Raw genomic sequence first — 24,366 nt, forward strand, 5'->3', positions numbered from 1 at the left:
GGCTTACTCCTACAATAATTTCTTTAGCTGCTGCCATAAAATCTTACCCAGGTCACTGCGCGGAATACTCGACACAGTATGGGTCTTTCTTATTTTTTCAAACGGCAAAACTTTTGCACTATACGATTCTGCAATCTTCGCGCTCATGTCTTCAGATAAGGTACTAACCATATGAATTTCCGAGCCTAATCGCTCTGAGGGCATATCTAAGAGCGTCACTTGCATTGCCCACTGCGGATCAAGGTCTAATACGGCTTGTTCAAGAAGCGCCCGCAGTCTGGCGACATTTGTACCCTCGCCGCCAATTTTAATGTAGTCCTTGCTTCTGCCTGAAATTTTTAAGGCCTGACCTTGCACTTCACCGCGATCTTCTGTCGTGAACCAGTTTCCAACCTTAGGATCCCAGTGTTTTATGCCTTCAGAGGTGTTTTGCGCATAACACGTGAACAATGACTCCGCGGTGACTTCCAAAAAACCTTCGGCATTCGATCTGGCCTGCGCATGAGACAGCAATTCAATTTCAGGATAAACAGAGTCTTTCAAGGAGTCTAATTTGGCAGTCGCTATTTGCGAAGCCGTTTCGGTCATTCCATAGCTTGGCAAAAGCGGCCAACCCAACGCACGACCGCGGTCATATAACGAAACCTCTAAAGCTCCCCCGCCGACAACAACAGCTCGTAAATGACCGGGCGATTTATAGCCACGCTCGATTAAATCAAAAACCTGAGTCGGGACCAAAGCAGAGAGTGTGCATTTCTCTGTCACCAAGATATTATAGAAATGATCCGCATCCCAACGCGCATCTTTAAGCGCCGGAACCACACGAGCCCCTGATAACATCGCGCGAACTTCAATTCCAAATCCGCCCACATGAAAATGTGGCAGAACTTGCGTCCACACATCTTGATCCGTTGCTTGCAAATGCTTATTTACGGAATTCGCCGAAGCCCTCAACGCGTTTTTAGATAAAGCCACTAGCTTCGTCGTACTTGCAGACTCCGCCGTGGAGCCCGATGTCGCGATCCACACATGGCTTTTTAAACCACGCTCTTGTTGCGCTTTTTCAGCAAGATTTTGAAGCGTTTTAAAATCTGCTAAAGGCCATCGCGGATTTAGTAATATCAGATTGTCGTCGGAATAAAGCGCCGTGCTTAATTGAGTTTCTGCCATGGCAAATCTCTTAAGATCAGATCAAAGCCAATTCCAGTACCTTTGATATTGGCAAAGAAAGGACCCGTGGTATTGATTGCCGCCGCAAATTGGTCTAATTGGTAGGAACGATAAGTCATACACCCCGCATCCAACATCATATTTGGATAGAGCTCTTTCAATTCCATCGCCACCGCCAAGGCACCAAATGACCCGACGGGGTGATCCATATAACTTGTAACAACAGCTTTTAAACCAAATTTCTTACAGCGCTCGATCGCCTTATCAACATCCATTTTTGCTGGCTTGATAACCAAAATATCGAACGGTGCCTTAGTCATAGTATCCCAAGCAACTTTTTCATAGGGAGCATCCAAGGCGATTTTCACAAGCTTCTTAGCATCTGCCCACATCTCAGCATCGTAGGGAAATGGATCTTCGACGTATTCAATCCAAACTTTTTCCTGAGCAGAAAGACCGCTAAAGAATCGCTCGAAGGTCTGCCAGCTGCCTGTGCCATTAAAATCCAAACGAATTTTAAAACCCGCTGCCGCCATGCGAGTGATTGCAAGAGCTTCAGCCTCAAGATCGCGACCGACTTTCAGTTTAATTGTCGAAAAACTTTGGCGTTTTAATTCATCAAGAAAACCCGGAATGATTTCTGCGGAATTTGAAATCAGAAAGTTATTACGAACTTTCTCTCCAGTTGTCAGAATTGTTTTTCCTTTTTTTCGAAGGTTCGCATCTTTGCGAGCCAACCAAATCGTCTGCTCCACTTGCGGAGAGATTTTTCCTTTTTTAAGGGCTGCCAACTGCTCATCCAACGGCGTATCGCCCAACTCTGGCCAAGGATGCAAATCACCATAGCCCACGAATCCTTGCGGCCACTCCACTTTGATCAAAGCTCCGCGGCGAGGAAGGCCTGCGCTGACTGCATTCAAAGTTGTAAAAGGAGTGAGCGTGTATTCGTAGTAGCTAAGTTTAATCAAAGTGCAAATCCTAGGGTGATTAAAAGTCCAAAGACCAAGTGCAACCCTGCTGCTTGACCCAAGAACTTATTATAAACAGGTCCCGGTTCCGTTTTGAAAACATTTTTTGTAAGCTTAACCGCCAACGGAAGCGCAAATAACGAAACGATAGCTGGGATTTTATACCCTTCAAACCACCAGTAAAGGTTTAAGACAAATGGCAAGAAAGCCATCGCAGCGATTTCGTAACGAGAAAACTTCACCCCAAAGCGGACAGCCAAGGTCTTTTTGTTCACTAAACGGTCGCCCGCATGATCACGCAAGTTGTTCACTGCTATCAAAGCCGTCGCATGGAAACCGATTTGCAAGCCCAAAACAAAAGCTTCAATCATCCAGTCACCAGTATTTAGGAACACCATTCCCATGACCGCCAGCAAACCAAAAAATAAGATCACAAACAGATCACCCAATCCCAAGTATGCCAAGGGGAACGGACCCGCGGTGTAAGAGTAACCCATCAAAACCGAGGCAATACCGATCGCCACGATCACCATCCCACCCTTCATTACGAGCGGAATGCCGCAAGCGATGGCCAAAGCGAAACACAAAGAGCCCAAAGCCATCACTTGATTGCCGGTCAAAATTCCGGCCTGCGTGATGCGCTGAGGACCAATACGTTTTTCAGTATCAGCACCTTTTTTGAAATCCACCGCATCGTTCACTAAATTCGTACCGATTTGGATAAGGAAGGAAGCTGCCAAGGCATAAAATAAAACATGCCCATCCCAGGAAAGACCGATGGCTTTCACCAACGCAGTCGCAGCCAGGCATGGCACCAAAGCCGCAGTGAGGGTTTTAGGTCGGAAAGCTAAAAGAACACTCTTAATTTGACTCATGGGCGCATCATACACTGTTTTTCATGTGACCAAAAGCACTTCTAATGGCAAATCTGAATCGTAAACTTAAGAGGAGGTCCCCGTGAACTTTGTAACCCTGATCGCTTTTCTCGCAGGTGCATTGATTGCCGGTGTCGTCGTTTATTTCAAATCTAAAGCCCAAGCGATGTCTGAAAAGTCGCAAATGATGGCTGACGTTCAATCTTTGCAGATGAAGAACGAACTTCTGACGCAGAACCTCGCTGACACCAAAGCTTTGATGAGCGAAGCTCGCAAACAGCAAGAAGAGCTTACAAACCGCATGAACACGCAGTTTGAAAACATGGCTCAAAAGATTTTCGAGGAAAAGTCCGCAAAATTTGCGGATCAGAACCACAAAAACATCTCTTCTGTTTTGGAACCCCTAAAAGAACGCATCAAAGATTTTGAAAAGAAAGTGGAAGAGTCCTACTCCACTGAGCGTTCCGAGCGCGGTGTGCTGCGCGGAGAACTTACGAAACTGATGGAACTGAACAAAGTCATGTCCACCGAAACTCAGAATTTAACGAAAGCTTTGAAAGGTGAAACAAAAACTCAAGGCAACTGGGGCGAATTGATTTTAGAAAACATCTTGGAACGTTCGGGCCTTCGTAAAGGCGAAGAGTACATCGTTCAAGGCGTTGACATGGATTTACGCGGAGAAGACGGGCAAATGCTTCGTCCTGACGTGATCGTGAACCTTCCCGATAACAAGCACTTGATCGTCGATTCTAAGATGACTTTGGTGGCTTACGAACAATACTCGTCTGCAGAATCGTTAGAGGAGCAGGAGCGCTTCGGTAAATTCCATATCGATTCTTTGAAAAAGCACATCGATGGTTTATCTGAAAAGAAATATCATGCCGCTGACAAGTTGATCTCTCCAGATTTCGTGATCTTGTTTATGCCATTGGAGCCAGCATTCGCATTGGCGTTTAAGTTGAAACCAGACATTTTCCAATACGCATGGGAGCGCAATATTGCCATCGTCAGCCCCACGACATTGCTGGCAACATTAAGAACGGTGACAGCTCTATGGAAACAAGATCGCCAAGAAAAAAACGCCCTAGAGATCGCAAAACGCGGTGGTCTGTTATATGAAAAATTCGCAAACCTTCTTAAAGACATCCAAAACCTAGGGGAAAAATTGGGTGCTGCTCAAAAAGCTCACGAAGAAGTCATTAAGAAAGTTTCCGAAGGTCGTGGCAACCTCATTGACCAAGTCGAAGACTTAAAACGCTTGGGAGCAAAAACCGAAAAATCCCTTCCACAGCTGGAAACAACCTAAAAGGTATCCGGTACTCTTTACGTATGAAAAAGGCACGGTAACCGTGCCTTTTTTGTTTCCACCTTTTTAACGGAAGCCGCTGGCTGAATCAGGATCTGTTACGGCGTTTGAAGCTCTGTGCTCCAATGACAGTTTTACTTTGCCGGCATTGATGGCTTCTTGGATACGGCGAGAAGAACTGTTGAAGTGCTCGACCTCTTCAGGGCTTGCGCACAAAGTTTTCATCGCCATTAATTTCTTATTTAATTCAACTGCATCAGCGATGCGTAGATCATTCACGGCTTCGTTGCCGTTTGTGATTGCATAGCTTTCTTTCCCGCGCAAAGTGATCTTTTCTAGCTCGCCCTTGATGCCCTTTTGGCCGCTGGTTTCGCTATAGAAAATCTGCTGACCATCCGGCAGGGCTTCGACCACCAAACGGTCTTTACCCTTGACCTGAGCGCTTTTGCCCGGACTGCATTCCAGAACGATAGGATCGGACGAATTCTTATACCATTTGAATCCAAAGTACCCACCCACAGGAATACCGGTATCACCCAACGTTGCGGCAGCTCCCACAAAGGTAAAAAGTGTCGCATACACGGGTGCTTCCGCACTTGCCAATTTGCGAGTTGAAAGACTCTCTGGGAAATTCAACTCTGGAAATGCTTTCCAAGTTTTACGCATTTCCTCGAAATTAGATTTCACACTTTTTTTAGGCTTGTAAGTGAAGACCACGTTTTGATAAGTGAACTCGGCCGCTGTTGCACCCATAATCAAAGGCTCATTCAAACCTTCAATACGTGCCTTATTGCCATCGAATTCCACTTTGGCAAAGGGTTGGGTCAGATCAATTTTTTGTGATTTTAAAATATCGCGGGAACCCTTTTCGAATTTGTCATTCCCCGTCGCTGCTGTGACCACGCCGAACACGGATTCCCAATTCTGAACTTCCCAAAACAGGGAGATATGAGGAACCGGAGCAGCCACCGCTGGAACTGTCACCGTTTGAATGAGGCTGCATGAAAGCAGCAACAAAGATCCCCAAAGTTTCATTGAAAAATGGCCTCCGCTGTTTATTCAGGATAGCACGGTTTTCAGAGGAGAAAAGCCTTATTGCAGGTAATAAAAAAGGCCTCAATCTTGCGACTGAAGCCTTCCTCAATTCCTCTAAAAATCCGAACTATAGTTCTGCGTCTCTTACGACATGCAGCTTCGTCGCCACATCGATACCAGTAGATTGATTTTTGATCGCCACCGCTGGATTTTGCACAACACGTTGTTGAAGTTTCGTGAAGATTGGTTCACGGATCGCCAAGTTGTTGTCTTGGAGTACGCACTGACGTGCGATTTTTTCAGCAACATTGATCACCACTGGAGCTTTCAAGTTGGCTGTCATTTGCGTTGGATCATCTGGAATAGTCACAATCGAAAAGAAGCGCGCTTTATCAGCTGAAGCCAACTTGATCGATTCCATATCCCCTTTAGTCAAATTTGCTTTGTAAGTTGGAGCAAACAACTCTGGCTCCAGAACTGGGAAAGCAATATGCGGAGATTCGCAGCTTTGCAACCAAGCAAAGATCTCATCACTTGGATCATCGAGAAGAGCGAACTTTCTTAGATCCGCAAAGCCCAGTAGGCCTTCCGGAAAAGTCAGAACATCTTCTTGTTTCAGCTCAACTTGGCCGAATCTCGATGTTGAAATGATCATTAGAATTCCCCCTCTAGACAAAGCGGACTTACCCATATCTTAGACACGCCAGGATAAATTTAGGGTAAGTGCTCTTATAAATCTGGACCTAAATCCAGGGAGACTCAATAAAATTCAATGGATTGACGCAGTCCAATCAACCCCGAAGGGGGCGAACCCGCGAAGCGGAAGCCAGAAACGCAAAACAGATGTGTCGATAAGTAGGCAATTTCAAGGCGGAAGGAGGAAAGCGTACGCCTGTACGCTGACGACGACCCACGCGGAAAGTGCCTGCTTAGCGGCACATCCCTCTTAAGGCTGTTAAGGCTTTAATAACTTGGAGACAGAACGAGACTTGTCAGCCGATACATCAGCACTCTGAACGTTTTGTTCTTGAATAGCGACGTAAACTTCTTCGCGGTGAATCTTAGTATCTTTAGGGGCTTCAATTCCTAGACGAACTTGTTTCCCTTTGATCTGTACTACTCTGATCTTGATATGATCATCGATAGCGATGCTTTCACCCAACTTCCGTGTGAGAACCAGCATGACAACTCCTTTTGCTGCAGTCGTTATCGGTAAAATTTAGCGGAACTGTAGGTATTATTTTTATCTTAGAAAGTCAAGAAGGCTTGGTTGAATAAGCTTTCCCGACGTTTCGAGAGTAGCTTTAAGGGTGCTGTCTGTCTTGTTGATGTCAGAGATAACTTGGAACGCATCCGCGTCTTCCAATTGGGAAGCCGTCGTTTTGTTATCCACGATCGCTTTTTGGAGGGAATCCATGGTGTTATTTACGGCCATAACTCTGGACCCAACCTCGGAACGAGCGAGAACTACTTGGGAAATTGCCTGATCCAGAAGATCCAGTGACTCCTGGACGCCTTCCTTGTCATTGGCTTTCAGACTGGTTTCCATGCCCTTAAGGACGTTGAAAAGGTTCACGCCTTGAGCACCTGTTACCGGGTCTTGCTTGTGCTTTCCATTGCTTTGGAACTCACTTGCGGGACCACGAGTCATTAAATAATTGCGCTCCACGTCTTCGTTCTGTTCTTTGCGGTTAATTTCTTCCTGTTGGAACTCTTTAACGTCTTGAACTGTTGTGGGAGTCTCGTAACGAGGACGAACGATACCATCCCCGTCTAAGCCTCTGCCCAAAAACACCTTGTTACCCGGGATATTCATGGCAACGAAGGAGTCTTTGTTCGTTTGAACCTTCATGTCTCCATCATCACCAAAGTAATTTCCGGCGTGGTCAAATGGAGTTGTTTGAGTTCTGTAACCAGCAAATACGAACCGCTCACCCAGCTTGCGGTTACCGATTTGTACAGCCTGATTATAAATCTGTTCAATTTCTGAAGCCGTCACCATACGCGTCTCAGCGTTACCACTGGCATCATTCGATTGGGACACAGCAAGTTCTTTCGCACGAACCAAGATATCAGAAAGCTCACCCAGTGATTGATCTGAAAACTCGAGGAAAGATTTGGCGTTGTTAATATTTTTTACGAATTGAGAGTTACCGTGCTCTTCAGTTCTGGCAGCAAGTACGCGTGCTGCTGCCAAAGGATCATCAGAAGGCTTGTTGATACGTTTTTGAGTCGCGGCTTGGTTCTGTAATTCAGACATGTCTGAGCGGTTTTTGCCCAGATTCTGATTTACCTGATTGAAAGCCATTTTATCCGCGATTCTCATCTCATATCCTTCGCTGCTTTAGCTACAGCTCTGCTCGGCTATTGCCGTTTATAGTCGTTTCAAGTTAAGAACTGTATCGAACATCTCATCCGCTGTTTTGATCAAACGCGCAGATGCATCGTAAGTTTTTTGGAACTCGATCATTTTCGTCGTCTCTTCATCCAAAGAAACACCGCTGATCGACTCTCTGATATTCGTCAGTTGATTCATTACGTTCTTTTGTGACTCTTGCGATTTCACCGCACGCTGAACCATGGCACCGACTTGTCCCACTTGCGTGTTATAGTAGTCGTCCATAGTTGCTGTGCCACCATCCATCACCTGTCTGTATTGCAAGGCAGAGATCACGTTGGCAACCGTGTTATCACCAGCTGCATCCGGACGGGAGGCTGCTGCGATTTTAGAAACGTCATTAAAAATAGTTCTATTCATAGACATCGTCGACGCCGCACCCTTGACTTGTTCAGGTTGCTCGAAGAACAAAACGCCATTTTTACCATGACGGTCAAAACCTTCAATGTGGGCCTTATTAACTTCTGTCGCCAATGTGTAAGCCAGATTATCGACATGAGTTAATAGATTTTCGACCACTTCATCGCGGACATTCAAAATACCACCGATACGACCACCAGTGATCTGTTCAGTTACGTTCGCTGGAGTCCCCGTACCTTGGAAAAAGATTTCCATACGATCACGAGTGTTTGTGGGTTGTGCTTTCAATTCTGACGAGCCAATACCAGAAACCAAGATCGCTGTGCGACCTGCAGTCACCGTTACTAAGCCATCGCGCCCCTCAGCCCAAGTGATATCGATTTTATCGCCCAATTTTTTTAGCAACAAATCACGACGGTCACGTTCGTCATTGGCCGGAACTTTCTGAACTTCGATAGTTTGAATTTTTTCATTCAGGGACGCGATCTCTTTTGTGATTTCGTTGATCTCGCCGACTGTTGTTTTAAGTTGCGCATCTAGATCTTCTTGAACGCCACGCAACTGAGAAGTCACGCGACCGAAATCCTTCGTCATACCCACCGCCGCCTCACGCACCATTGTACGAGACGCCAAAGATTCGGGGTTGTTCGAAAGTTCACGGAAACCATTAAAGAAGTCTGTTACGTATTGATTCAGACCCTTGTTGTTTTGTTCGTTATAGATTTGTTCAACACGAGAAAGACCATCAGCGCGGGCGTCTTCATAGCCCATGCTCATGCCTTCTTTTTGAATTTGTTTTTCTAACCAAGGATTATTAACGCGAGTGACGACACCGGCACGGGCACCCATACCGATTTGCAAACCACCTTCACCAATAGGAACGTTCGAAAGAAGTTCCACTCTTTGACGAGAGAAACCTTCCGTGGATTTATTGGCGATGTTATGACCGACGGTTTGCAACGCTGTCTGAGAATTCATCAGCGAGCGCTTACCGGTGTCCATCATTGCCGAAATCTTCGACATTCTGTCTCCTAGAGATCGCCATCCTGGCAATCCGTGGGGGTGGTTCGTTTATTTACACAGTATAAACTAGTTTGCTCCGATTTCGTTGGAGCAATTAACTAGCCTAGGCTTCTTTGCTGACAAAGTTACCAGAAACTTGAGGGCCAGATTTGTACCCACCCTTTTTCTCGTAAGTTTTCTTACCAGACAAAGTTTCTTTGATATTGTCCAAGGCACCGTTCAAAGTTTTAAGAGCTGTTTGTGCATACTCTTCGTTGCTCTTGTTAATATCAGTAATACGTTTGATCAACATGTCTAAAGCGGCGTGCTGAGTGCGCAAGCGATCTGCTGCTGCTGGATTGAAAGCCATTTTCTGAGCTAGCTCCAACAGGCGTGGATTTTCAACATCGCCACCAATGATCCCCGCAAGGTCCATTGCATAGCGAGAGCGCAAAGAATCTTGGGCTCTTAATTTATAAAGAGCTTCTTCCTTCAGCGCATTGTTTTCTTCCAATGCTTCACGATCTGCACGGATAAGGATTTCTTTTTCTTTACGAACAAGATCAAGAAGTGTGCGGTAAATTTTTGTGAGTTCTTCTAAGTTGGCTTCGAGCTTCTGGAACGCTCTGTCTGCTACTGCTACATCCATCTTCATCGTCCTTGTGAAGTAGGTTTGTCTATTCACGCGCTTCGTGCGCTATTTTGTTCGGAGAGTTAGTCAGCGTCCGTCGCTGTTGCGATACTAGCATCCACTAGCATCGCGTGCCGTAGGGCGAAAATTAAAACTCTAGATGTTCATCAACCATTTTGTCTGCGATTGATTTCGCATCAACTTTGTAAGTTCCCTTGTCGATCATATCGCGGAACTTCGCAACTTTCGCTTCATCAACATCTGGAGCTGACATAGCCAATTCCTTGATGCGTTTTGCTTCTTGCGCGCGAGGAGACAATTGAACTTTTGAAGAATCATCTTGAGCTTGTGCAATTGCATCTGCTTTAACATCAGCAATTTTGCTTGCAGTTTTACCTGCTACGCCTGCAGCTTTGTCGGATTTACCAGCATCAGTAAGGTTCAAATTTTGACCTACTTTATTGTGCGTAATTTTCATCGACAGCTCCTCTTTCTAACTCTGAATCTTTCAGAGTTTTGAGTGTTGGAAAACACTCTATCATTCTTAACATAGTACCATATCGAGACATTTCTACCAAATCATTCTGAGACAGTTTCTTTCCCTGTCTGATGGTCTGGTTCCACTGTCCAGTACAAGCTTTTTGCCTCTGGGCTCAAAATGCCAAGGGTCTCGCCAGCTTGCACCTTTTTACCTGTCTCAATTTGAGACAGTTCGCCCTTGAAGACCACCTGACTTTTTAGACCATTGTCGTGTTCGATTTCTAACATAGTCTGTTTATCCACCAAGTTACGCACCGTCCGCAAAGTCCCACCCCATGGGGCTTTCACTTGATTTTCAGAGGCTTGCACCGCTTGTGCTCCCGCGACCGGAGGAGGCGTCGTTCGAGAAATGCGATACGACATAGAATCTTGATTGCGACCCGGATGACGGAACTGATGAGCCGTAAAATTACTTTTCTCATTTAAAGCAATAGGGCCCATGGGTTTCAATTCTGTTTTCTTAATTCCCAGTTGTGCTCCGTACTTATCGATAAGCTGATCATAAATCACTTTCGAAAGACCTATGCCACCCTTCTCGCTCCACTTATCAACATACTCACCATCAAGCTGCTCACGAAAAATCTTCTCAGCCTGATTCACCTGAATAAATCCGCTCTCATGAACAGTAGACCTCATAGCCTTCATCATCTCACCCAAAAAATGTTTCTCGTACATCTTCGAAACATCTTTCAGTTTTTCATCCGCAGATTTCTGTTGAGGTCGTCCCATAAAGCGAGAAGGTAAATTTTTAAATTTACTTCGATCAACCGAAGGAGCATTCGGATCCACAGTCCCAGCTTGAGAAGCGCCCTGCGAAGCAGCAGCCTTAGCAGCCGCCTCTTTCTCCTCCTGAGCTTTCTTTGCCGCATCCATCTGCGCCTGCACCGCCGGATTAACCTCCAAAGGAACATCCATGATCTCCGCGCGAGTTTGCGCAGCAAACGAGGCAACAAAAACCAAAGCAATTAAAGAAACATATTTAACCGGAACAAAAGGAAGAACATGACTCCCCGACGCCACAGGAACTTCAAAGCCATCGCCAAAAGAAGACAACGCCACTGAACCCGCAAAATCACCATTGGGTCTTCGACCCATTTTATTCTCTTCACCATCAGAATCTAGCAAAGAGGATTGGCGAGAGGCTCCCAGCGGAGCTTTTATCAAGTTCCGCAGTGCTGTGGATAATGTAGAAAAAATGGAATTCATCGAACCACTATTCATACTAATAAAGTTGAACCATTATGAGCGAGGACTGTCCGAAGAGAAAAGCTCCGCTGGGAGCCTCTCGACAATCCGTCGTCGTCAGAAACTAAAAACGTGAAAGAAGAAAAAAAATGGGGAGTGAGATTCGGAGAATCTTGTGCATCCTGCACTTGACTCTTTAGAGTGTAGCTTTGGCTCAATTTGGTCACTCCGTGACCGTGCTGACCTTTTGCTTCTGTTTCCTGCGAGAAAACTTGTACTCTTGACCATCCATGGTTCGCGATCTCTTCCTCACCCTCCCCGCGCCCTAAACACTTCCATGTGTCTAAGACATATAAATTCAGTTTATTAAAAGGTGCGTCATTATGAAACAAAAATTTCACAATACTTCCAGTTCCCCGTGCAAAGCTCCAGCTGCCTTGATGGACTGAAGTATAGTAATCAGGTCTTTAGGCCCGACTCCCATCTTGTTCAATGCTTGCACCAATTCACCAACGCTAACGCCTGTATCAAGAACTGCGACTTTCTCATCGACAGCTTTTTTGCCTTCGCCCACTTTCACGGACAATGAACCGTGAGAGATAGCAACTTTAGAAATCTTCACCTTATCACCGATCACGATCGTGCCGGTTTTTTCATTCACAACAACACGCGCTTTCATATCAGGATTGATGTCGATAGATTCGATCGTTGCAAGCAACTCGACACCGCGATTTTCATAGGAGAATGGCGTGATGATATCAATTGTACCGGCGTCTTTCGCAGAGGCATAGTGACCACCTAACTCTTTGTTGATGGTCAATACGGTGCGAGCTGCCGTTGTAAAATCAGGATTAATCAATGTCAGGCGATACATTTTGCGAGTTGCAAAATCTGCTGTCATATCACGTTCGATCGTTGCTCCATTTGGAATTCGTCCCGACGTTAAATGTGCATCTTTCGGATCGCCACCGATAACGATGGAACCTTGTGCGACTGCAAACACTTCGTCGTTAGCAGCACGCAATGGTGACTGCAACAGTGTACCACCAGCTAAAGAAGAGGCATCGCCCACAGTGCTGACTGTGATGTCGATGGGATTACCGGCTTTACCAAAAGCAGGCATTTTAGCAGTGATGATAACAACAGCAACGCTTTTGCTTGCGAAATCCTGGCCTTCAAGTTTGACACCCAATTTGTCAAACATGCGCACCATAGATTTGCTCATCATTTCATTTTTTCCGTCGCCCGTACCTTTCAAACCGACTACGATACCGTAACCGATAAGTTGATTCTCACGAACTCCACGAATATTAGCGATATCTTTCAAACGCGCTGCTTGAGCGGTTTCCAAAGAAGCTGCCACCAATAACAAACCAAGAGTGATAATCTTAAAAAATTTATTCATTTGCGGCATTCCTTCTGATGCTTACAACATCATACTGAGGGTCGAGTAGTTTTGTAGAAGTGATCCCCTCGTCATTGAAGTCCTCGGGACGCAACATGCCTGTTAAAATAACTTTGTATTCACGTTTGCCAATCATGAAAGGTTGTTGGCCTTTCACACGGTAATTTCCGTCAGCCAGTTTTTCTACGATCTTAGATGGAATGGCCTGAACATCTGCCAAACCTTCTTTGTCATCTTTCGGAGCGTCTGCAGCAGGAGCTGCCGCCGCTGCTGGCGCACGATTCGCGTCACCATTTGCCGCCAAACCGTTACTTAACGGTGCTTGAGGTTTCTCTTGCTCTTCAAGTTGCTTCAACAGCTTTTTAATAACACTAACTTTTGTTTCAACCTGTTTCTGAGCCGTGCCATCCAACTTTACAGTCAGCATGTCACCTTCACGACGCATTTTGTTTTGCGCAAATAGGTAAGAGCCTTGCCCTTCCATCACCCACGTGGAACCCGCGTTTGATTGAAGCTCAGATTCTTCTTCCATGCGATTTTTAGTCATACGTTTATACTGACGATCCGTGGGAACTTTCATGTTCGCCGCATCAGAATATCGTGGCGCTGAATTTATTTTTTCAAGTGGCGGATTGTCTTCTTTGCCCTTTAAAGAAGCGACAAAATCATTCACTGTTGCACAACCAGTGCTAAGTATCATCGCTGCAAAAATAGCTATTACAGCAGCAAATTTAACGATGGGGGTTTTACCAAAAATCATCATTGTAACTTCACCACGCCTTTTTCAGCGATCACCGCTGAAAGAACTTTTTGTGTTTCCAAGTTTTTAACTTTAATCAAATCACCAACAAAGCCTGTGTCCTCTGCTTGGACGTTCACAGAGACCTCGAACGTGTCATCGCCAATTATGGCTTTAACTATCTGTCCCCTCTTAGCTGCCGGTTCACGTTGAAGATCAGAAGCCCATACTGGAGTTCCGACGGGAAGTGCGCGAGCGGCTAACTGCCCATTTGCATCTTCAATTCTAAGACTGTTGTCTTTAGCAAAAGTCACATCGACCATTTGCATTTGAAGATCTTGAGAAGTTACACGCTCCCCCTGTGAGATGAGTTTCGTCGTCACCGGGGTTAATTTAGAAACGCGAATATTGCCCGAGATCCATTTAATTTGACGTGAATCCCCGTCGCGGATCGGCAAAAGAAAGCCACCCTTAGCACTTAGCTGAGACATATCAAGATCCCAAGCGCGATTAGATGGATTGGGCGTCGACTGAATTGTGACCTTGTATTCACAATCCGCACAGCGCGCCGTCAAATAATTCATAATCTTACGTTGAACCTCGTCACGTGACACCGGAGTTTTAGCAAACTCCACTTTCACAGTGCTGGGGATACGGAATGCAGGATTGGCTTTGCGGAATTCATCGTCTTGTTCCATTTCCTTTTTCAGGATGGTCAAAACTTCTTTCGCTTCCAATTTTTGCGAGATCAATAGTTCGCGGGCATCTTCACGAATAACGATAGAATCGATTTGCGCAACCAGTGACTCACTTGCACCCTTAACGACAGCAACATCCCCCAAACGCAACAATGGACGCTGGGAAATCTCGACTGTCGACGGAATAGAGATCTCAGGCCTAGCAAAGGCTTGAGGACTCAATAAGAAAGTTAGAGCCAAAAGTATCTTCATTAAAATTATCTCAAGTTATTGATTGATTGTAGCATCTGATCGGACGCTTGAATCACTTTAGAGTTAGTTTCATACGAACGTTGAGCTGTGATCATGTTCACCATTTCATCCACGATGTTCACGTTCGAAGACTCGAGCTGACCTTGTGCCAGATAACCCGTACCATTCAAACCTGGACGAGACGTCACGGGCTGACCGCTTGCTGGAGTTTGCATAAATAAGTTCTTACCCATGGCCTTCAAGCCTGCTGGATTTACGAAAGTCGTCAGATCAATATTACCCACAACTTGCGGGGCATCATTTAAGCCTTGAATCGTACGAACTTCACCCGTGGGAGCAATCTCCACACCTGAAACGTTCAACGGAATAGTAATTTCCGGTTGCAAAGTATTGCCATTTTTATCTACCAAACGACCTGTGGGATCTTTTTTAAAAGCACCGTCGCGGGTATAGGCAACATCTCCATCCGGAGTCATCACACGGAAGAAACCATTACCTTCAACTTGGATATCGAATGGATTCTTAGTGATTTGTGCATTTCCATTTTCAAAATTCTTTTGAATAGCTGCAGTGCGAACCCCGAGACCTACTTGCACACCGTTTGGAGAAACGGAGTTCATACCAGTTGCAGCGCCTGGCTCTTTTTGGGTTTGATACATTAGATCTTCGAACTCAGCGCGGGATTTTTTGAAACCATTCGTCGATACGTTGGCAATATTATTGGCAATAACATCCATATTAGTCTGTTGTGCCGCCATACCCGTAGCCGCTGTATTCAAGCTCTTAATCATCTAAATTCCCTCCTGGAATTTTCACGAACTAAAAAATCAATTCAATTATTTTACGCTACCAACAACATTGACCATTTTTTCTGCCATTTGGTCATATGCGTGGATGGCTTTTTGCGTGCTTTCAAAAACACGATTCGTCTGAATCATATCTGTCATTTCTTGGACAACATTTACGTTAGACGTTTCAACAAATCCTTGGCGAACACTTGGATTTGCGATGTTGGTTACTTCCGCATTCATATTTGGTTTAAAGCCGTACATGGAATTACCCATCTTTTGCAAAGAATCGGGATTCGTTACGTTCACCAAAGACAACTTACCAAGGTTGTTAGTTCCTTGAATTACATCACCACTGTCAGAAATCGTTACAGAACCGTTGTTAGGTTCAAAACGGATCACACGTGATGCAGGATCAGCTCCACCAGCAGCATCTGCTCTTAAAACAGGGAAGCCTTCTTTTGTTACCAATTGACCATTGCCATCCATGGTAAAGTTACCTGCACGTGTCAGTTTCACTCCACCGGGTGTTGCAACTTCGAAAAATCCTTTTCCATCAATGGCTACATCCAACGTATTTCCTGTAGGTTTCAATCCACCTTGAGAGAAATCTGTGAACGTACCCTTTGTATCAACATAGCTTTTGTCACCACCCTGCATGTTATAGAAGCTTTCTATGGATGCGACATCACGGGGGATTTGTATAACTTCAGGCGGTTTTTCGTTCGCCGTCAGATATTCCTGAAAAAGCTGTTGATCACGCTTAAAGGCAGGCGTGTTCACGTTCGCCAAGTTATTGGCGATCGTATCAAGTTTAGTACTTTGTGCCATAGCTCCACTCAGTGCTGTATAGACGCCTTTTACGCTCATCAGTTCTCCTCTACGTGTTGAGCAGCAAGGGGTATGCCAGCATTTGACAGGACCGATCTTAGTCTAGGAAAAGAACTCCATGCTGGACTTCTGTCGCGTTAAATTTTTATGGACTCAAGTTTTCTGCGATCTGACCGACTCAAGGACCTTCGTCATGGTGTCGTCTTACCGGCAGTTCTTTGTCGACAGTGTCAAAGAATCGACTTCATAATAATCTTTATGAAAAGAACGTGGGTAGCAGCTTTCCTGACATTTCAGATTTCCGTTTCTGCCTTTGCAGAAGCCAATTTCAAAGCGGCAGTACCAACGCCCACAAATCCAGTCGCGCAGCCAAACGCTCTGACTTTAAAAGAAAAATTGAAGGCATTAACAGCGCGCCAAACTCACGTACAATCGGACAATCTGATCTTTGATTTACCTGTGACGTACAATAAGAAAGTCAGCAAGTGGGTCGCTTACTATCAGGTTCGTGGCAATAAATGGTTTCGTGAATGGTTGCAGCGCTCTTACAAGTATATGCCTTTTATTCAATCTGAACTTAGAAAAGCCAACCTTCCAACAGATCTGGCTTATATGGTGATGATCGAAAGCGGATTTGCACCAAATGCGGTAAGCACGGCGGCTGCGGTAGGGCCTTGGCAGTTTATCGAACCAACTGGAGTTCGCTATGGTCTTAGCAAAAACTGGTGGTTGGATGAACGCCGCGATTTGCAAAAGAGCACGACGGCGGCGATTAAATATTTGAAAGATCTGCATGAAGAATTCGGCTCTTGGTACCTTGTCGCTGCAAGCTACAACATGGGCGAAAACGGCTTACGTCGTCAGATCAAAAAATATGGAACAAAGGATTACTGGACGCTCATTAAACTTTCTGCACTTCCTGTAGAAACTCAAGAGTACGTTCCTAAAATCCTTGCTGCTATGTTGATCTCCAAAGCTCCTAACCTTTACGGCTTTCGTGACCTTGAAAAAATGGATCCCCTTGAGTACGAAACCATTTTTGTTCCTGGCGGCACTGACATAAACTCACTTGCCGATCATTTGGGTGTCACAAGAAAATCACTAAAAGATTTGAATGCCGAGCTGTATCTAGGGTACATTCCTCGTCAGGTTGCAAAGCACGCTATCCGTGTACCAAAGGGTGCAGCGTTGATGGCGTCGAGTTTTGCGAATCGTTAGTACGTTTTTATTCATCGCAGAGGTTGCAACTCATGAAGCCCCTAATCGTGCAAAAATACGGCGGAGCCACACTGGCAGATCCGGAAAAGATCAAAGCGGTTTCGGCGCGCGTAGCAAATCAAGCGAAAGATAATTCCCTTATCGTCGTCGTCAGTGCGATGGGAAAAACAACGAATTCACTGATCGAACTTGCAGCCCAAATTTCAACACACCCACAACGCCGCGAAATGGACATGCTTATGAGCGTGGGCGAGCGTATAAGTATGTCGTTGGTTTCAATGGCACTGAACGATTTGGGTTGCCCAGCGATCAGCTTCACAGGAAGCCAAGCGGGAATTTTCACTGATGATTCTCACGTCAATGCTTTTATCAAAGACGTAAAAGCATTTCGCGTGGAAGAGGCGTTGAAAACTGAAAAGGTCGTGATCCTTGCAGGCTTCCAAGGTGTTTCACCAACGACCAAAGAAATCACAACATTGGGTCGTGGCGGTTCCGATACATCGGCCGTAGCGATGGCAGCAGCCTTCAATGCTGAACGCTGCGAAATCCTAAAAGATGTGCCCGCTGTATTTACTGCAGATCCTAATATCGTAAAAACTGCAAAGCCACTTCAAGAGTTGAATTATGATCAGTTAATGGAGATGACTTTCTGGGGTGCCAAAGTTCTCCACTATCGTTCTGTGGAACTTGCAAAAGTTCGCGAAGTCACTTTGTACATCGGCCCCGCTTCCAACAAAACATCTGACGGCACTCTTGTTAAAAAAGGATTGAATATGTTTGAGTCATGCAAAGCTCTTTCACTCAACTCGCACGAAACAGTTTTAGAAATCAAATCCCAAGAAAAAAACACGGCCAAGGCCTTAAAACAGCTACAAGCCCTGTTCGAAGAAAGGCAAATCGCCTTTCCACAACTCTTGCACTGTGAAATCAATCACGATCACGCAGAAATTCTGCTTACAGGCCCCCAAGAAATCATGGGCGCAGTAAAACGCGAACTACAAAACCAAAAAGCTTTCACTCTGAATCCAAAAGATTTCTCCACAGTGACCCTGACATGCACAGGTGCCACATCCCCAGAAATCCCCCAAAAAGTACTGGAAAAAATCGACGGTGCCCAACTCCAAGCCCACAAACTAATCATGAGCGCCATGAGCGTAACAGTCCTAGTAGACTCAAGCTCAAGAAAACAGACGATCGAATCTCTTCACGCCTTGGTTTAAAACCACTCCAGGGAGAAGCGAAAGCAACCTCCCTTCGAGCTATCTAATTTTTTATATTTAAAAACTGAACCGAGGGCCTTTGAAGCGAGCCCGCGATCGAAGATGTCATCCAATTAAAAGAATTAAGGTAGCAAAGAAGGGCTCATGACTTGGTACCGGTTATTAACCTTTTTCCAAATGTCACTATGAGGACCCGTGATTCCATCAGGCCCCGTTGCACCCGCAACTCCACGAGCTCCTGACATTTTTCCACCTGGCAAGAACTGACGAAGATCAGGACCACCTTTACCAGCAGCTGCACCTGGAGCGTTAGGATTGTAAGCACCCCCACTGCCGCCACTGCCATCGGAACCCCCACCACCAAAGGCTCCACCGCTACCACTGCCGTAGTATCCTGCGTTTACGCCGATTGCTTTTTCGGCTGCAGTTCCATCACCTTTACCACTTCCAGAAGCACCACCAGCACCACTGCCGCTGCCACCAAAGGACACGCCGCCGCCTTGCTTACCACCCACGTCCTCAGCTCCGCCGCTGTTATTTAAAGCAGCCTGCTCGATACTTGGATTGTACAAATCACCTGTCATGTCAGTACTTGAAGCTGTTGAAGCCAAGCGACCTGAGTTATCAATTCCTGATAAACCTGTGTCACCGCCTACCACACTAGAAGTCCCCAAACATGCTGGGTCACTTGGAGTTTTAGAACAGATACAAACTTTATTGGTAGCCATGGAAGGGTTATTACAGTCCATCAAAGTCGTTGAACAGCCTGCCATAGTTGGATTCGCCGCACAGATTTCTGGTGACACAGTACCATCCGCTGAAGTCAAAGAAGCACATTGAGAAGCATTCGCAGCGGTTTGCGCGATGTTCGTCATAGCCTGCTGAGCTTCACCAATTTTCGCTGTATAGTTAGAACATTGTCTTGGAGCCTCTTGTGCACTGACATAGGCTGATTGCATCGCCGGATTGGAAGCAGCACAAGATTTTGCATAATTCACATAGGCGTTACAGGAAGTAGAACAATCCTGAATGGAACTTGAACACGTCAAACGATAAGCCGCTAGCGCCGCATTTGCAGCAGCAGACAATGCTGCCGAACTTGAACATGCCGCTTGAATACTAGAGGCTGATTGAGCTCCGAAGGCCAAAGCAACTTGACCAGCCATACTAGAAACGTTGTTCATGCCTTGGTTACCTTTTTCATCGCAATTACTAGCCGTCTCTGCCAACTCAGTCTCGCACTTTTGCTTATAAGTGGCCAATTGCCCGCAAGCCGCCCCCGCCATAGCATTAGAAACTGCAGCTGAACTTCCCGTCGAGCGACACTCATACAATCTGCCGCCATTTTGACTGTTTGCCGTCGCCATACAAGTCGTCCCGTTTGAACAGGAGTTGTTACACGTATTGTTCGTATAAGCAGCTCTCGCCACTACTGCGTAAGAGAACACAAAGGTCGCGAGCAAAAATGTACGAAAAAAGATATTCATTCCCATAGGTAACATATCGGCTTCACAAGGGTTTAACTTGATCAAATAGCAAGACGAACATACGCTCAAGTTCTCATTATGAGACACTGGTTTATGCCTACTCAAATATAGGCAAAACAGCTAGGCTTCATTACAGATTAGGAGGCAACCCATGGAACAAACTTTTCAGTCCTTCACCGTTAAAGACTCCGCAGGTCGTGACATCAACCTCGAGAAATATAAAGGCCAAGTGGTCCTTGTTGTAAACGTGGCCAGCAAGTGCGGCTTTACTCCCCAATACTCGGGCTTAGAGGAACTTTACGCGAAATTTAAAGATCAAGGTTTTGTGATTCTTGGATTCCCGTGCAATCAGTTCGGCGCCCAAGAGCCAGGTACTAACGACGAAATCCAGCAGTTTTGTTCGCTCAATTACGGAGTGCAATTTCCAGTTATGGGCAAGGTCGATGTGAACGGTAAAGACGAAGCACCCGTATTCAAATGGTTGAAAGAATCAGCGCCGGGTTTCATGGGAACAGAATTTATTAAGTGGAACTTTACAAAATTTTTGATCGGAAAAGATGGAAAAGTTTTGAAACGTTATGCTCCTAAAGATGAGCCAAAAGACTTAATCAAAGACATCCAAAAGGCCCTTGCTTAGAGGGAAAAATCGCTCTTTACACGCTCAATTCACAAGGCTTTCACAAGTCTTGTGAAAGCCTGTTCACTGCTCCGGTGAAGGGTTTATGATCTCACCATATTGACTCTTTCGCGATAATCAACGAAATCAGGTCCATCGAAGTTAATGTTTTACAAACTTAAAAAAGGATCACATATGAAATCACTAGTTATCGCTCTTTCTTTCTTGGTAGCAGCTCCAGCATTCGCAACTTCTTCAAATGAATGTATCACTCAATTGCTTCAAAAAGGTTACTTCTTGGATCAAGCAAAAGTTCTTTGCACTAAATCTGAAACTGCAACTTGCAACGTAAGCGCTATCATGGCTGAAACTGGTTATGATTACTCTCGTGCAGCTTCTCTTTGCCCACGTTCTTACAAATCAAATGCAGCGATCAACGAGTGCGTAGCTCAAGGTTATGACTACTCTGCTTGCGCTCAAATGAACCACTAATTAATCCCAGTTTATTAGGATTAGATTTTTGAAACCCGCTCGCCCCTCGAGCGGGTTTTTTTATTTTGAATCTGAGTTTTTTCGTCCAAAATATAGACACAATTCAAATCTTTCAGATTCCACTCTAGACCCCAGTCTAGCTCGCCGATAAGCTTTACATGAAAACAGGTAAAGTTATTCAAGCCAAAGATGCATTCGAGCTGTACGGTAAAGTCAGATCTGAAATTCATTTTAATGATTTCACTCCCCGCACATTCACTATTTACCATTTCAAAAGAATTTCTGAATCAGAATATCTTGTCGATGACATGCTTCAAGGCGTGAACCACGACAATACTCAAGATTTTATCGCCAAGTTTCCGGACTATGACACCTTCTGCGGAGTGGATTCTACCGGAAAAGAACATTTGTTTTCATTTGGAAGCAAAGAACTTTATGCCACTGTGGTTTATACTTCAGCAAAATCATGGACAGAGATTTATGAAGACCACCTGGGCAATCCTCGTTACAACGAGTATTTAAGAACCCAGGCGATCATGAGTCAGACGGAAAAGAAAATCGCGTCTTAAGAATTACCAGTTAATGATTTCTTCAGCCAGTTCCATGTCGGAACTTTCAACTTCAGGCGCAAGGTTGCGCAACAACTCCAAAGAACGAACAAGCTTCACACCTTTCACATCACCTTCAGTTGCAATGTAAACAGCAGCATCGTCTTTTGAATCCGCGATGATTTGTTTGTATGCGCAGGATTGTGATGAATCACAAGCAGTAGAAGACGTCAAAAGCACGCCAGACACAGACAAGAAAATTGCAGCGATCAAACCTGCATCATTGTCATCATGACGACCACCATGATGTGGAGGACCGTGATGCCCACCATGTCCAGGACCGCGACCGTAACCTGGGCCACCATGACCATGGCCAGGACCCGCGAATGCAGAAGCAGTGAATGCAATTACTACAAGAGATACCAAGATACTTTTCATTTTTTAACCCCCGTGATTAACATGCGGTTCATATATACAAAGAGTCTGCCAAGCTCTCAAATAACTCTTTTGCAATAGATTCCGTTTGGGAGTGTGTGACAGAAATTTTCAGAGACATTTTGTCTCTGGCAGTTGTTTGTGAAACGTGGCGGCGAACTCGAATGACACCAGTGAAGTCGACTCAGAATGAAAGACTCATTTTGATTGCCTAACTTATTTTAGACAGTGTCCATTCCTTCGCCAACTATACTGCTTCATTGACACCTGATTAGTTTATAGACGGCACTGTGCTTGCATATTCGTTTATACATACTCACGTTGATTGATAAGAGGTTCTGCAAATGAGACAACGCATCGTTTTGACACTTCTAGCTTTGCTACCATTGTGCGCGACTGCACAAGCAAACACATCTTCATCCAACGACTTGAAAGTAACGTTGAAACCTGAACCAGGTTACGTGAAACAAAAACGTGTCGTTAAAACTTGGTCGGTGTATCCCACTCGTCGCGTGGTTTACGAAGCTCCCCAAACTAAGGGTTCCGCAACAAACAACCAAGCTCTTTTGACTAAAACATATATTGATCCCACTCAAAAACGTATGCCTGCTTCAGTTGCTAAGCCAGTTATAGCTAAGCAAACAAAACCAGTTGCTGCAAAGACTGTCGTAGCTAAGAACAATGTAAAAGTCGTTAAACCTGTAGCTGTTGCCAAAGCAGCGCCAGCAATCAAAGCTAACCGTGCTCCAGCTTCAGTCCAAACTGCAGCGGTTAAACCCGCTGCAACTTCTGCTGTAGCCCCAAATACACTGGTTCTTGAACCAATGACTGTGAAAGCTGCGAAAGCTAAACCAATTCAAAAAAGACAAATTGCTAAAATCAGTCCCTACGAAGCTGGGATGGCTAAGGTGACGCGTGCATCGTCACCTAAGAAATCCAGTGGTTTGGTGGGCAGAAAAAAAATCGCTTATAACCAGTAAGATTCTAAGAGTCTGAAAATAAAAAACCCGCTCTTTCGAGCGGGTTTTTTTATTTAACTCCCAATGTAGATTTACACCCGGCACTCAGACCATCTTTATTTCTTTTCAGACACTCTTTAATGGCATTCATCTCCGTAACCTTATCACAGAACTTAATTTTGTCTTCCTTACACGCAGCCATGATGTCAGAGGCCTTACCCTTCGCTTGATCCATCATCTTTGATGTGTCAGGCAGTTGTGCCAGTGCTGCGCTTGCCATCAACAAAACCGCGACCATTGTGATTCTCATTGCGCTCTCCTTATGTGACCGTGTTGCACCATTGTCCCATCCCAAGGAATCCAAGCAAGATTGCCGCTGATGTATTTAAGCAGGGCATTGGTCGTTTTCTTTTTGCTCGGAAGCAATGCCTGTGATTTAGTCAGTCCCTTAGGGGGACTCTATGAAGATGGTTAAATTCTTTGTTGCTGCCTTAGCTTTGACGGCTGTGGCAGGTTGTAAAACCGTTGAGATCAAAGACGGTCGTATTCCAAATGCTTATCTTTCTAAAGCTAAAAAGTATGAAGGTATTTACTCGGGCCAGTTCAATGGCGTTTATGGCGAACTGATTTTGAGCTTTGAAGGCAATAAACCCGTCCTTCGTTATCGCAACGAAATGGGCACAGACATCCTAAACAACAACTGCCAATCATCTTTCGGGAATCTGCGCACAGTTTATATCACTGGCAAAAAATCCAATCCACAAGTCGATGCTGTCGAATTCGACTTTGACCGCGGTCGCTGCGCTTTAATGGTTCAAGGGCGTAAGATGTACGTCGACTTCAAAGAAAAGAACGGCGAAGTAAAATTAAAAGTACAGGTCCTTCGCGAAATGCGCCAACGCCGCGAATGTCAATGGTACCCTGGCGATCACCACCGCCCACCTATCGAACAGTGCACATGGGTGCAAGATGCAATTTACCTGTACGGAACATTCACTCGCTAGAAAATAAAAATCCGCTTTCAAAGAGCGGGTTTTTTATTTTTACCATGGCCAAGGCACAGGACGATTATCGTCTGCCGCCGCAACCGGTTTTTGCGTCATCATTGACTGATTCAACATAAAATCCCTTTTTATGTCTGATTAATTTTTCATTACTGCAGATACTTCGTGTATCTGTACTTAGTATAACACCATCCTAATGTTCGA

Annotated in this window: 27 protein-coding genes; 8 read left to right on the forward strand and 19 right to left on the reverse strand. The window is 45.2% G+C overall.

Features of this window, described 5'->3' with window-relative positions; genetic code table 11:
• Positions 1–9: 9 nt before the first annotated feature.
• The 3 genes from B9G69_RS05865 to menA are packed head-to-tail and all read right to left on the reverse strand — an operon-like array spanning position 10 to position 3,013.
• Positions 10–1,170 (reverse strand): AMP-binding protein, encoded by a 1,161-nt coding sequence (locus B9G69_RS05865; RefSeq protein WP_088615569.1) that lies wholly within the window; start codon positions 1,168–1,170, stop codon positions 10–12.
• Positions 1,152–2,138, reverse strand: a complete 987-nt coding sequence (menC, locus tag B9G69_RS05870; RefSeq protein WP_088615570.1) for an o-succinylbenzoate synthase MenC — start codon at positions 2,136–2,138, stop codon at positions 1,152–1,154. The genes B9G69_RS05865 and menC overlap by 19 nt, the downstream gene beginning before the upstream one ends.
• Complete coding sequence (gene menA / locus B9G69_RS05875; RefSeq protein ID WP_088617179.1) at positions 2,135–3,013, reverse strand: 1,4-dihydroxy-2-naphthoate octaprenyltransferase; 879 nt, start codon at positions 3,011–3,013, stop codon at positions 2,135–2,137. Before menA ends, menC begins: the two co-directional genes overlap by 4 nt.
• Positions 3,014–3,095: 82 nt before the next feature.
• Between menA and B9G69_RS05880 the strand changes: the two genes are divergently transcribed.
• A complete protein-coding gene (locus tag B9G69_RS05880; RefSeq protein WP_088615571.1) occupies positions 3,096–4,319 on the forward strand; it encodes a DNA recombination protein RmuC in 1,224 nt (407 codons plus the stop codon).
• A gap of 66 nt (positions 4,320–4,385) precedes the next feature.
• Here the strand turns inward: B9G69_RS05880 and B9G69_RS05885 are convergent, their stop codons facing one another.
• The 13 genes from B9G69_RS05885 to flgF form a co-directional block, all read right to left on the reverse strand.
• On the reverse strand, positions 4,386–5,354 hold the full coding sequence (locus B9G69_RS05885; RefSeq protein WP_088615572.1) for a hypothetical protein: 969 nt from the start codon (positions 5,352–5,354) through the stop codon (positions 4,386–4,388).
• A 127-nt stretch (positions 5,355–5,481) separates the two neighbouring features.
• The gene (fliW, locus tag B9G69_RS05890) at positions 5,482–6,009 is read right to left on the reverse strand and encodes a flagellar assembly protein FliW (RefSeq protein ID WP_088615573.1); all 528 of its coding nucleotides are present in this window, start codon (positions 6,007–6,009) and stop codon (positions 5,482–5,484) included.
• Between the two features lie 300 nt (positions 6,010–6,309).
• Positions 6,310–6,537, reverse strand: coding sequence for a carbon storage regulator CsrA (gene csrA / locus B9G69_RS05895; protein ID WP_088615574.1), 228 nt, complete (start codon positions 6,535–6,537; stop codon positions 6,310–6,312).
• A gap of 60 nt (positions 6,538–6,597) precedes the next feature.
• Positions 6,598–7,680: a flagellar hook-associated protein FlgL gene (flgL, locus tag B9G69_RS05900; RefSeq protein WP_088615575.1), complete on the reverse strand. Its 1,083-nt coding sequence runs from the start codon at positions 7,678–7,680 to the stop codon at positions 6,598–6,600.
• 48 nt (positions 7,681–7,728) lie between these two features.
• On the reverse strand, positions 7,729–9,135 hold the full coding sequence (flgK, locus tag B9G69_RS05905; RefSeq protein ID WP_088615576.1) for a flagellar hook-associated protein FlgK: 1,407 nt from the start codon (positions 9,133–9,135) through the stop codon (positions 7,729–7,731).
• A gap of 103 nt (positions 9,136–9,238) precedes the next feature.
• Complete coding sequence (locus B9G69_RS05910) at positions 9,239–9,763, reverse strand: flagellar protein FlgN (protein WP_254916877.1); 525 nt, start codon at positions 9,761–9,763, stop codon at positions 9,239–9,241.
• 130 nt (positions 9,764–9,893) lie between these two features.
• Complete coding sequence (gene flgM, locus B9G69_RS05915; RefSeq protein ID WP_088615578.1) at positions 9,894–10,223, reverse strand: flagellar biosynthesis anti-sigma factor FlgM; 330 nt, start codon at positions 10,221–10,223, stop codon at positions 9,894–9,896.
• A gap of 101 nt (positions 10,224–10,324) precedes the next feature.
• Entirely contained in the window at positions 10,325–11,491 is a 1,167-nt protein-coding gene (locus B9G69_RS05920) for a rod-binding protein (RefSeq protein WP_265438003.1), read from the reverse strand.
• 376 nt (positions 11,492–11,867) lie between these two features.
• The gene (locus B9G69_RS05925; RefSeq protein ID WP_088615580.1) at positions 11,868–12,875 is read right to left on the reverse strand and encodes a flagellar basal body P-ring protein FlgI; all 1,008 of its coding nucleotides are present in this window, start codon (positions 12,873–12,875) and stop codon (positions 11,868–11,870) included.
• Positions 12,868–13,638, reverse strand: a complete 771-nt coding sequence (locus B9G69_RS05930) for a flagellar basal body L-ring protein FlgH (protein WP_254916879.1) — start codon at positions 13,636–13,638, stop codon at positions 12,868–12,870. Before B9G69_RS05930 ends, B9G69_RS05925 begins: the two co-directional genes overlap by 8 nt.
• Positions 13,635–14,564 (reverse strand): flagellar basal body P-ring formation chaperone FlgA, encoded by a 930-nt coding sequence (flgA, locus tag B9G69_RS05935; RefSeq protein ID WP_265438004.1) that lies wholly within the window; start codon positions 14,562–14,564, stop codon positions 13,635–13,637. The genes B9G69_RS05930 and flgA overlap by 4 nt, the downstream gene beginning before the upstream one ends.
• A gap of 5 nt (positions 14,565–14,569) precedes the next feature.
• A complete protein-coding gene (flgG, locus tag B9G69_RS05940; RefSeq protein ID WP_088615582.1) occupies positions 14,570–15,355 on the reverse strand; it encodes a flagellar basal-body rod protein FlgG in 786 nt (261 codons plus the stop codon).
• A gap of 45 nt (positions 15,356–15,400) precedes the next feature.
• Positions 15,401–16,222, reverse strand: a complete 822-nt coding sequence (flgF, locus tag B9G69_RS05945) for a flagellar basal-body rod protein FlgF (protein ID WP_088615583.1) — start codon at positions 16,220–16,222, stop codon at positions 15,401–15,403.
• Positions 16,223–16,441: 219 nt separating this feature from the next.
• Here flgF and B9G69_RS05950 point away from each other — a divergent pair, with 219 nt between their 5' ends.
• Together B9G69_RS05950 and B9G69_RS05955 are read left to right on the forward strand one after the other, a co-directional pair.
• Complete coding sequence (locus B9G69_RS05950; protein WP_088615584.1) at positions 16,442–17,401, forward strand: lytic transglycosylase domain-containing protein; 960 nt, start codon at positions 16,442–16,444, stop codon at positions 17,399–17,401.
• Positions 17,402–17,433: 32 nt separating this feature from the next.
• Complete coding sequence (locus B9G69_RS05955; protein ID WP_088615585.1) at positions 17,434–18,621, forward strand: aspartate kinase; 1,188 nt, start codon at positions 17,434–17,436, stop codon at positions 18,619–18,621.
• A gap of 122 nt (positions 18,622–18,743) precedes the next feature.
• Here the strand turns inward: B9G69_RS05955 and B9G69_RS05960 are convergent, their stop codons facing one another.
• On the reverse strand, positions 18,744–20,114 hold the full coding sequence (locus tag B9G69_RS05960) for a hypothetical protein (RefSeq protein WP_217897695.1): 1,371 nt from the start codon (positions 20,112–20,114) through the stop codon (positions 18,744–18,746).
• A gap of 145 nt (positions 20,115–20,259) precedes the next feature.
• Here B9G69_RS05960 and B9G69_RS05965 point away from each other — a divergent pair, with 145 nt between their 5' ends.
• The 3 genes from B9G69_RS05965 to B9G69_RS05975 all read left to right on the forward strand — a co-directional run bounded on the left by B9G69_RS05965 (position 20,260) and on the right by B9G69_RS05975 (position 21,785).
• Positions 20,260–20,745 (forward strand): glutathione peroxidase, encoded by a 486-nt coding sequence (locus tag B9G69_RS05965; RefSeq protein WP_088615587.1) that lies wholly within the window; start codon positions 20,260–20,262, stop codon positions 20,743–20,745.
• 174 nt (positions 20,746–20,919) lie between these two features.
• Complete coding sequence (locus B9G69_RS05970) at positions 20,920–21,216, forward strand: hypothetical protein (protein WP_265438005.1); 297 nt, start codon at positions 20,920–20,922, stop codon at positions 21,214–21,216.
• A gap of 158 nt (positions 21,217–21,374) precedes the next feature.
• Positions 21,375–21,785, forward strand: coding sequence for a hypothetical protein (locus tag B9G69_RS05975; protein ID WP_088615589.1), 411 nt, complete (start codon positions 21,375–21,377; stop codon positions 21,783–21,785).
• A gap of 3 nt (positions 21,786–21,788) precedes the next feature.
• On the opposite strand, the gene B9G69_RS05980 is transcribed toward B9G69_RS05975, so the two are convergent.
• Positions 21,789–22,202 (reverse strand): DUF2388 domain-containing protein, encoded by a 414-nt coding sequence (locus tag B9G69_RS05980; RefSeq protein ID WP_088615590.1) that lies wholly within the window; start codon positions 22,200–22,202, stop codon positions 21,789–21,791.
• A 341-nt stretch (positions 22,203–22,543) separates the two neighbouring features.
• Between B9G69_RS05980 and B9G69_RS05985 the strand changes: the two genes are divergently transcribed.
• Positions 22,544–23,179 carry a hypothetical protein gene (locus B9G69_RS05985; protein ID WP_088615591.1) on the forward strand — a complete coding sequence of 212 codons (636 nt, stop codon included), beginning with the start codon at positions 22,544–22,546 and terminating at the stop codon, positions 23,177–23,179.
• 49 nt (positions 23,180–23,228) lie between these two features.
• Here the strand turns inward: B9G69_RS05985 and B9G69_RS05990 are convergent, their stop codons facing one another.
• Positions 23,229–23,468: a hypothetical protein gene (locus tag B9G69_RS05990; protein ID WP_088615592.1), complete on the reverse strand. Its 240-nt coding sequence runs from the start codon at positions 23,466–23,468 to the stop codon at positions 23,229–23,231.
• A 151-nt stretch (positions 23,469–23,619) separates the two neighbouring features.
• Between B9G69_RS05990 and B9G69_RS05995 the strand changes: the two genes are divergently transcribed.
• Positions 23,620–24,162, forward strand: a complete 543-nt coding sequence (locus tag B9G69_RS05995; protein WP_088615593.1) for a hypothetical protein — start codon at positions 23,620–23,622, stop codon at positions 24,160–24,162.
• Positions 24,163–24,366: the final 204 nt, after the last annotated feature.

The sequence above is a fragment of the Bdellovibrio sp. SKB1291214 genome (genome assembly GCF_002209355.2).
GTDB lineage: Bacteria > Bdellovibrionota > Bdellovibrionia > Bdellovibrionales > Bdellovibrionaceae > Bdellovibrio.

Excerpts from the sequence above, each read along its gene's own strand:
- B9G69_RS05925 (WP_088615580.1), bottom strand. The coding sequence starts at position 12,875 with ATGAATAAATTTTTTAAGATTATCACTCTTGGTTTGTTATTGGTGGCA.
- B9G69_RS05920 (WP_265438003.1), bottom strand. The coding sequence starts at position 11,491 with ATGAATTCCATTTTTTCTACATTATCCACAGCACTGCGGAACTTGATA.
- fliW (WP_088615573.1), bottom strand. The coding sequence starts at position 6,009 with ATGATCATTTCAACATCGAGATTCGGCCAAGTTGAGCTGAAACAAGAA.
- B9G69_RS05865 (WP_088615569.1), bottom strand. The coding sequence starts at position 1,170 with ATGGCAGAAACTCAATTAAGCACGGCGCTTTATTCCGACGACAATCTG.
- B9G69_RS05885 (WP_088615572.1), bottom strand. The coding sequence starts at position 5,354 with ATGAAACTTTGGGGATCTTTGTTGCTGCTTTCATGCAGCCTCATTCAA.
- B9G69_RS05995 (WP_088615593.1), top strand. The coding sequence starts at position 23,620 with ATGAAGATGGTTAAATTCTTTGTTGCTGCCTTAGCTTTGACGGCTGTG.
- B9G69_RS05930 (WP_254916879.1), bottom strand. The coding sequence starts at position 13,638 with ATGATGATTTTTGGTAAAACCCCCATCGTTAAATTTGCTGCTGTAATA.
- flgG (WP_088615582.1), bottom strand. The coding sequence starts at position 15,355 with ATGATTAAGAGCTTGAATACAGCGGCTACGGGTATGGCGGCACAACAG.
- flgK (WP_088615576.1), bottom strand. The coding sequence starts at position 9,135 with ATGTCGAAGATTTCGGCAATGATGGACACCGGTAAGCGCTCGCTGATG.
- B9G69_RS05990 (WP_088615592.1), bottom strand. The coding sequence starts at position 23,468 with ATGAGAATCACAATGGTCGCGGTTTTGTTGATGGCAAGCGCAGCACTG.
- B9G69_RS05970 (WP_265438005.1), top strand. The coding sequence starts at position 20,920 with ATGAAATCACTAGTTATCGCTCTTTCTTTCTTGGTAGCAGCTCCAGCA.
- csrA (WP_088615574.1), bottom strand. The coding sequence starts at position 6,537 with ATGCTGGTTCTCACACGGAAGTTGGGTGAAAGCATCGCTATCGATGAT.
- flgA (WP_265438004.1), bottom strand. The coding sequence starts at position 14,564 with ATGAAGATACTTTTGGCTCTAACTTTCTTATTGAGTCCTCAAGCCTTT.
- B9G69_RS05910 (WP_254916877.1), bottom strand. The coding sequence starts at position 9,763 with ATGGATGTAGCAGTAGCAGACAGAGCGTTCCAGAAGCTCGAAGCCAAC.
- B9G69_RS05965 (WP_088615587.1), top strand. The coding sequence starts at position 20,260 with ATGGAACAAACTTTTCAGTCCTTCACCGTTAAAGACTCCGCAGGTCGT.
- flgL (WP_088615575.1), bottom strand. The coding sequence starts at position 7,680 with ATGAGAATCGCGGATAAAATGGCTTTCAATCAGGTAAATCAGAATCTG.
- B9G69_RS05955 (WP_088615585.1), top strand. The coding sequence starts at position 17,434 with ATGAAGCCCCTAATCGTGCAAAAATACGGCGGAGCCACACTGGCAGAT.
- B9G69_RS05985 (WP_088615591.1), top strand. The coding sequence starts at position 22,544 with ATGAGACAACGCATCGTTTTGACACTTCTAGCTTTGCTACCATTGTGC.
- menA (WP_088617179.1), bottom strand. The coding sequence starts at position 3,013 with ATGAGTCAAATTAAGAGTGTTCTTTTAGCTTTCCGACCTAAAACCCTC.
- flgF (WP_088615583.1), bottom strand. The coding sequence starts at position 16,222 with ATGAGCGTAAAAGGCGTCTATACAGCACTGAGTGGAGCTATGGCACAA.
- B9G69_RS05950 (WP_088615584.1), top strand. The coding sequence starts at position 16,442 with ATGAAAAGAACGTGGGTAGCAGCTTTCCTGACATTTCAGATTTCCGTT.
- B9G69_RS05975 (WP_088615589.1), top strand. The coding sequence starts at position 21,375 with ATGAAAACAGGTAAAGTTATTCAAGCCAAAGATGCATTCGAGCTGTAC.
- B9G69_RS05980 (WP_088615590.1), bottom strand. The coding sequence starts at position 22,202 with ATGAAAAGTATCTTGGTATCTCTTGTAGTAATTGCATTCACTGCTTCT.
- flgM (WP_088615578.1), bottom strand. The coding sequence starts at position 10,223 with ATGAAAATTACGCACAATAAAGTAGGTCAAAATTTGAACCTTACTGAT.
- B9G69_RS05960 (WP_217897695.1), bottom strand. The coding sequence starts at position 20,114 with ATGGGAATGAATATCTTTTTTCGTACATTTTTGCTCGCGACCTTTGTG.